We start from the raw sequence: 6,799 nt of genomic DNA, 5'->3' as shown, positions 1-6,799 counted from the left end.
CCCCAACAACGCGCACTGATCAGAACCCATGGGCCCATTGTCGCAATCCAATGGACATGTTGCGCCATGGTTGATCGACGAGCTTGTTCCAGGCGAAGCAGCAGTGGTCGACGATGTCGTCGTAGGATTTGAAGATGCGGTTCGAGAGCCAGTTGTCGCGCATGAACTGCCAGACGTTCTCGACCGGGTTGAGCTCTGGGCACCTTGGCGGCAGCGGCAGCAGCGTGATGTTGGGAGGCACGACCAGTTCGGCCGATCCGTGCCGTCCGGCCTGATCAAGCAGAAGAACCGCATGCGCGCCCGGCGCGACGTGGAAGGCGATTTCCTCGAGATGCATGCTCATCGCCTCGCTATTGTACCGGGGCATGACAATGCCGGCGGCTTTGCCTTCGGCGGGGCAGATCGCGCCGAACTGCTAGGCCGAGGCCCGCCGCTGATCCTTGGGCGCCGATGGGCGGGTGCCGCGTCTGGCCCAGCGCCGGGTGAGCTTGGTCTGCTGGCCGACACGGGCCTCATCCTGCCACCACAGCTCTATCGGTGTTCCTTTCGGGAGCCGTCGCCTGATCTGCGCCAGACGGGCGGCGAAACTTTTTTAAAATCGACGATGTCACCGCCCTTCTGGCCGCGATGGCGCGGCCGTGCCGAGAGCTTGCGCTCGCCCATGGTGCGAAGCTCGCGCCCGAGGGTGTGACGTGTGACCGACAGCTCGAACTCATCCCAGATCCACTACGCCAAATCGCACAGCCGCCAGCGCACAACCCATGCGCTGCGGGGATCGGCCCCGCCTCGACGATCTCGGCAAGCCGGGCCCTTTGCTCGTCGTTCAGAATCGAAGTCCGTCCCGGTGCCTTGCGCGTGGCCAGGCCGTCGGGGCCACCCTCGTTGAACCGCAGGACCCAGTCACGCACGATCTGCGGCGTGACACCTGGCACCTTCGCCGCTTCGCTCCGGCTGCCGCCATCCAGGATCAGGGCAAGCGCCAACAGCCGCCGGACTTGATCCGGATCCCCAACCCGCCGTGCAAACTGGCGCAAATTCGCCGATGTATAGTCAGATCGAATTCCAATAGCTGCCGCCATCGCAAGCCTCCTCATGCCTGCAACATCGAATCAGATTTTCAGCAGCTTGGGAATCCCCCTGAGTGAGTCAACCTCAGCGCGCTTTGGTATTATACCAACTGACGTGATGGGATTCCCAAGGCGCGACAAGTCTGAATCTATGGGGGCGGCAATGGAGGGATTGGCTCTTGCCTGACTCCCAATGGTCGGAACCTACCTGTCGCTTCATGGCCACGCCGAACGCCAATCGCCCCTTGTCCGCCAGCGCTCGGATGCGCGCTTCCACACCATCGATGGCCATGACATGCCCGGCCAGATCGCGCGCCAGCGATAAGATCGCCAGATCGAGCGCAAGCGCATGATCGAACGCGAGATGCAGCGCCAGGACGTCACGGCGGTCCTTGGCCAACTGCTCTTCGAGCGAACGCGGCAAGCCCGCTGGGACCGTGGGCACGTCATCACCAGAAACGAGCTGTCCTGCAGCATCGTTGCAGCAAGGGGCCCGACGATTGGGCTTTCATTCCTTGCCGAGGAGCTCCGGATCCGCTGCGGTGATCATGTTATCGTATATCCCGCGCGTGCAGACACCACCGAAGAAGGCGAAGGCCCGGGGCATGGACATGGAGATCGAGCACCATCACCTGCACCTCGCACGGATAGGCGCGCAGGAAAAACGTCCGGCTTTCGCGCAGTTGCATCCTCGCCTCATACAGCGTCCAATTTCTTGACAAACCCTCGCCGCCCCGATAAAAAAGCCTATAACGAACGTTTGTTTTATAAAAAACCGGGAGACGATAAATGCCAGCTGAGGGAAGATTGTCCATTTCCGACAGGTCGTTGCTGACACTCCTCAAGGGCGGCGTGGCCATGTGTTCGCTGATCGGATTTGCCGTGCCGGCATTCGCCGACGGCACGACATCGCCCCCCACCGCCACCGCAGCGCAGGCAGTGCAAACTGAAGGGACCGGTTCGGATATTGTCGTCACCGCCCGGCGCACCGAGGAAAAGCTTCGTGATGTGCCGGTCGCCGTAAACGCATTCGGCGCCAAGGCGCTTGAAGAGCGGCGGATCGAATCAGAAGTCGATTTGCAGATCGCCACGCCGGGCTTGCTGGTGCGCGAAACCACCTCGTCCAACCAGTTGAATTACGCCATTCGCGGGCAGTCGGTTGACGCATTTTCGTATTCGACGCCCGCCGTGGTCGCCTATTTTAACGACGTTCAGACCTTCAACAATTCGGCGACAGCGTTTTTCGATCTGCAAGGCATCCAGGTCCTCAAAGGGCCGCAAGGCACCCTGTTCGGCCGCAACGCAACCGGCGGTGCAGTGCTTTACAGCGCGCAAAAGCCGACCGAGGATTTCGAGGGCTATCTCAAGGCCGGTTACGGCAATTACAACAACCGCGAAATCCAGGGTGCGATCAACGTACCGTTGGCCGATGGTATTGCCTTGCGCCTTGCGGGCAGTACGCAGCAACGCGATGGCTATCAGCACAACCTGCTGACCGACACATGGATCAATTCGCTCGATTACCGGGTTGCCCGCGGCAGCCTGTTGATCAAGCCGACCGGATCGGCCTTTGAAAACGTGACCGTCGTGCAATATGGCGACTACGGCGGGTACAGTTCGGGTCTTCGGTTGCAGAATTTCTATCCGGTGGGCACGCCGGGAGTCGTCACGACGTTTGCGTCGATCTATGCCCCGGGCTTCCAGTCGCCTACCAATCCGGCGGTCAATGCGCTGTTCAACGGTACTGGAATCACGCCCGGAGCTGCTGGCTATCTGCAGTTGCAGAATACGAAATTCGGGTTTTACGACGTCGCCATCAACTCCAACGAGAACCACCAAGCGTATCAGACCTTCGTGTCGAACACGACGACGTATGCGCTTGCCGGTAATGCGAAGATAAAGAACATATTTGGGTATAATCGCGACTATGCCTACGACCAGACCGATCTCGACGGCAGCCCTTACTCCTATTTCAGCGTCGGAAACGGGCCGGGTAACAATATCGGATACACCAACGGCACCAAACAATGGTCGGATGAATTGCAACTGTCGGGCGAAGCTGCTGATGGAAACCTGAAATATATCGCCGGGGTCTACATCTCGCAGGAACGGACCTATGTCCGCATTCCCTTCGCGATCGCGCCAGAAGCTTTTGCCAACCCGTTCGCCGGTACTTACGCCTTCACCAATGTCGACAAGTCGGAAGCCTTATACACCCAGTTGAGCTACAAACTGGCTCCTGCGCTGAACCTGACCGGCGGATTTCGCTATACTTGGGAAGACGTCAGCATCATTCAGGGGGCGGACAGTCTGTTTGCCGGATTCAATGGTGACCAGAAAAATTCAAAGCCAAGCTGGTTGATCGGGCTCGACTACAAGATCACGCCGGACCTGATGATCTATTTCAACCAGCGCGGAAGCTGGCGGGCGGGCGGCTGGAACGGAACGAGCCTGGTCAACGGTGCGGCCGACCCGTTTAATCCCGAAACCACGTACGACTTCGAACTCGGCGCGAAATACTCCGGTCGGATCGGCGACGTACCGACCAGCTTGAACATCGCGATCTATGACCAGTACATCAAGAACGTGCAGCGCGTGGTCTATGCAGCTCTGGGTGCACAGGCCGGCAATGTCGGCGAAGCACGCGTGCGTGGCGTTGAAATTGACGGCTCGCTGCGACCGACCGGGTGGCTCGAACTGGGCGGGTCTTTCGATTATACCGATGCCGTGTTTACCAACAATCAGGCGCTCGCCGGCGGCGTGCCCTATTTGTTCGGTCCTTATGGCGACTCACCAAAATATTCGGGTTCGGTTTATGCACGCGCCCAAACACAACTACCTGATGCCAAAGGGCAATTGGCTCTGCGTGGTGAAGTCTACACAGTCAGTTCGTTCTATTACACCAACCTTGCCAGCACCATCGCGCCGGGCACCATCATCGGCGGCCACACCGTGGCGAATGCGCGGCTGGAATGGAACAATATGCTCGGTACCCGGCTCAATGCGGCGGCCTATGTCAACAATCTGACCGACAAGCATTATTTTGCCGGAGGCAACGCACTAGCCGGTATTCAGGGCTCGAATGCGGTGAACCCGGGCGCACCGCGCATGTATGGCTTCGATCTGACAATCAAGTTCTGATCTGCAATCGTCGCCCCTCTTGGTTCTGCAAGAGGGGCGAAATCTAACCCCAGTCCCAGTGCACCGGACGTAGTCCCGCCACCGGCATGCGCAGGCTCGCTATGCGGTTATCGCCAAGCGAACCCATGTACAGCGTGCGCATGTCGTTGCCGCCAAAGGCCAAGCTCGTCAGATTGCGGAGCCGCGTGCCGCTGGCATTGACAATCAGATCGCGGGTCAGTTCGTTGCGGGCAAATGCCGCACGCGCCATTTGAAATTTCCCGGAATCACAATCCTCAAGCACGATTTGCCAAGCTCCATCCGGAGTAAGCCGGATCAGTCGGTTGGATACGATGCAAACCGACCACAGGTTGCCCTGGGCATCAAAGGCCATTCCGTCCGGGAAACTGCCCTCCGGATAATTGATCGCGATGCGATTGCTCAAGACACCGTCTGGATCGAGATCGAAACGCGTCGTGCGACAAGCAAACGTCTCGTTGACGAACAAGTGCCGCCCATTGGGAGAGACCCGGACTTCATTTGTCCATACCAGACCATCCGCAACGATCCGCGCGCCCTTCCGGTCGATCAGCGCAATGAATCCTTCGACTGCATTGCGCGTAAAATGGCGGTGCCCGCGCGAGGCGGCGCTGACCGTAATCCATAGCCGATCCTGGCTGTCGATCAGGACAAAGTTGGCTGGCGGCACTGTTCGACCGTCGACTTCGGTCAGGACTGCAACCGGATCATCGTCTCCTTTCACGCGCCAGATGCCGCCGCGTTCGCCCAGATTGGCAAAGATGAAGCTGCCATCGCGACAGAGCGCAAAACCGTTGGGCAAAAACCCTTGGGCAATGACCTTTGGCCCGATCGCGGGGGTCACGCTGCCATCGGGCGCCCGGGTAATGCCCCGCGTCCAGCACGAGGCATAGACTGCGCCCGAGGCGGCGGTCAGCACGCATTCGGGGCGGTTCAGTCCCGCGCCCAGAAAGGTAATGTCGGCCAGACAGGGCATCATAGTGCCAGAAATCCGCCATCAACCGGTATCGTGGTGCCGGTGATGTAGGACGACATGCCCGAGGCAAGAAACAGCGCCGGACCAGCCATTTCACGCGCCTCGCCATTGCGCCCAAGCGCGACACGCTCAAGAAATTTGGCACCGCCCTCACCCTGCACCGCTTCGAACGTCATGTCGGTGAGGATGCGCCCCGGGGCGAGTGCATTGACCCGCACACCGGATGGACCCAATTCACGCGCAAAATACTGTACGAGCGAGCGAACCCCTGCCTTTGCCGCACCATAGGCCGCACTCGATCGCGGTGCCGTAAACGCGGCGATCGAGGCAATAAAGATGATACTGGTGCCCTGATTTTTCAGGACGGGGAGCAGGGCAATCGTCGTGTCCCACTGGCCGCGCAAGTTCACATCGATCACTCGATCCCACATTTCCATCAGTTTGGGGTCGTCGAGCCTCACACGTGGAGAAATGCCGGCATTGTTGACCAGCACGTCGATCATGCCAAAGCGGTCTGCGATCCGCTGACCAAAGGCGAGAACCGCCTCTCGCTGGCTGATGTCCAGTGCCTCGGACGTCGCGCGTCCGCCGGCAGCAGCGATGCGTTCGACCAGCAGCGCGGCCGCGTCGCCATCTCGATCGGCCACCACCACATGCGCACCTTCGGCTGCGAAAGCTTGCGCGATCGCCGCCCCCAACCCGCGCGCTGCGCCGGTTATGATCGCTGTCTTGCCTTCCAATAACGTCATGAGTGACCTCGTGGATCAGTGGATGGTTGGTATCGTCGTCAGCGGGCGCCAGTCCCAACCGGCGTCAGCCGGCCACGGTCCAAGTCTGGCCCTTGGCGAGCAGCTTGCCAAGATCGGCGCTTTTCCCCGCGCGTGCCTTGGCGTCCTGGCCAAGCAGAGCGCTTTCAAAAGTCGGGCGCGGATCATCGTAGATCACGCCCAGCGCCATGGGAAACGGCCCAAACGGCATTTCGACGAGCAAGTGCGCAATCGTGCGGTTGGTCACATTGTGCACCAGAACTCCGGCCGCCTGCCAGTCGCCATCGACGACATCGACAACTTTGAGCGCCAGCGCCTCGGTATCGAGCGCAATGCCCTTGGTGCCCTTGGCAAACAGCAGCGGTTCGCCATGACGCGCCCAGACCTGGCTGGCATCGGCAACCGGTTTGGCCGTGAAATCGTCGAAGCGATCCTTGTTGTAGACGATGCAGTTCTGGAAAATCTCGACGAACGCCGCGCCCTGATGCGCATGCGCCGCCTTCAGCACCGAAGGCAGATCCTTTGACACGTCGTAGGACCGCGCGATGAACCGCCCGCCCGCCCCGAGCGCAAAGGCGCAAGGGGATGCCGGATGATCGACCGAGCCCAGCGGCGAAGTCGGCGAATGCGTGCCTTCGCGGCTGGTGGGCGAATACTGCCCTTTGGTCAGGCCATAGATCTCGTTGTTGAACAACAGGATCTGCGTGTTCACGTTGCGCCGGATGATGTGCATCGTGTGATTGCCGCCGATCGACATGCCGTCGCCGTCGCCGGTGATCACCCAGACATCGAGCTCGGGGTTGGCCAGCTTGATGCCCGTGGCAAAAGCC

The 6,799-nt window shown here is 60.1% G+C and carries 5 protein-coding genes and 1 pseudogene; 1 reads left to right on the top strand and 5 read right to left on the bottom strand.

What is annotated here, in order from left to right; translation table 11 throughout:
* Positions 1-19 precede the first annotated feature (19 nt).
* Together AQZ50_RS20265 and AQZ50_RS19510 are read right to left on the bottom strand one after the other, a co-directional pair.
* Positions 20-1,079: pseudogene (locus AQZ50_RS20265) on the bottom strand (IS630 family transposase).
* Positions 1,080-1,152: 73 nt separating this feature from the next.
* Positions 1,153-1,512 carry a hypothetical protein gene (locus tag AQZ50_RS19510; RefSeq protein WP_082703822.1) on the bottom strand — a complete coding sequence of 120 codons (360 nt, stop codon included), beginning with the start codon at positions 1,510-1,512 and terminating at the stop codon, positions 1,153-1,155.
* A gap of 383 nt (positions 1,513-1,895) precedes the next feature.
* Between AQZ50_RS19510 and AQZ50_RS19505 the strand changes: the two genes are divergently transcribed.
* Positions 1,896-4,208: a TonB-dependent receptor gene (locus AQZ50_RS19505; protein WP_067749256.1), complete on the top strand. Its 2,313-nt coding sequence runs from the start codon at positions 1,896-1,898 to the stop codon at positions 4,206-4,208.
* 43 nt (positions 4,209-4,251) lie between these two features.
* Here AQZ50_RS19505 and AQZ50_RS19500 read toward each other — a convergent pair whose 3' ends face one another.
* The 3 genes from AQZ50_RS19500 to AQZ50_RS19490 all read right to left on the bottom strand — a co-directional run.
* Entirely contained in the window at positions 4,252-5,202 is a 951-nt protein-coding gene (locus tag AQZ50_RS19500) for an SMP-30/gluconolactonase/LRE family protein (RefSeq protein ID WP_231730428.1), read from the bottom strand.
* Complete coding sequence (locus AQZ50_RS19495; protein ID WP_067749250.1) at positions 5,202-5,951, bottom strand: SDR family NAD(P)-dependent oxidoreductase; 750 nt, start codon at positions 5,949-5,951, stop codon at positions 5,202-5,204. Before AQZ50_RS19495 ends, AQZ50_RS19500 begins: the two co-directional genes overlap by 1 nt.
* A gap of 64 nt (positions 5,952-6,015) precedes the next feature.
* Positions 6,016-6,799 (bottom strand): thiamine pyrophosphate-dependent enzyme (locus AQZ50_RS19490; protein ID WP_067749243.1); only part of this gene is annotated, 784 nt, incomplete at its 5' end.

Origin of the sequence: Novosphingobium sp. Fuku2-ISO-50, assembly GCF_001519055.1 — a bacterium.
GTDB lineage: Bacteria > Pseudomonadota > Alphaproteobacteria > Sphingomonadales > Sphingomonadaceae > Novosphingobium.
This window is presented reverse-complemented; position numbering and strand designations above follow the sequence as displayed.

What these genes read in the sequence shown, in the direction of transcription:
- AQZ50_RS19500 (WP_231730428.1), bottom strand. Translation starts at nt 5,202, where the DNA reads ATGCCCTGTCTGGCCGACATTACCTTTCTGGGCGCGGGACTGAACCGC.
- AQZ50_RS19495 (WP_067749250.1), bottom strand. Translation starts at nt 5,951, where the DNA reads ATGACGTTATTGGAAGGCAAGACAGCGATCATAACCGGCGCAGCGCGC.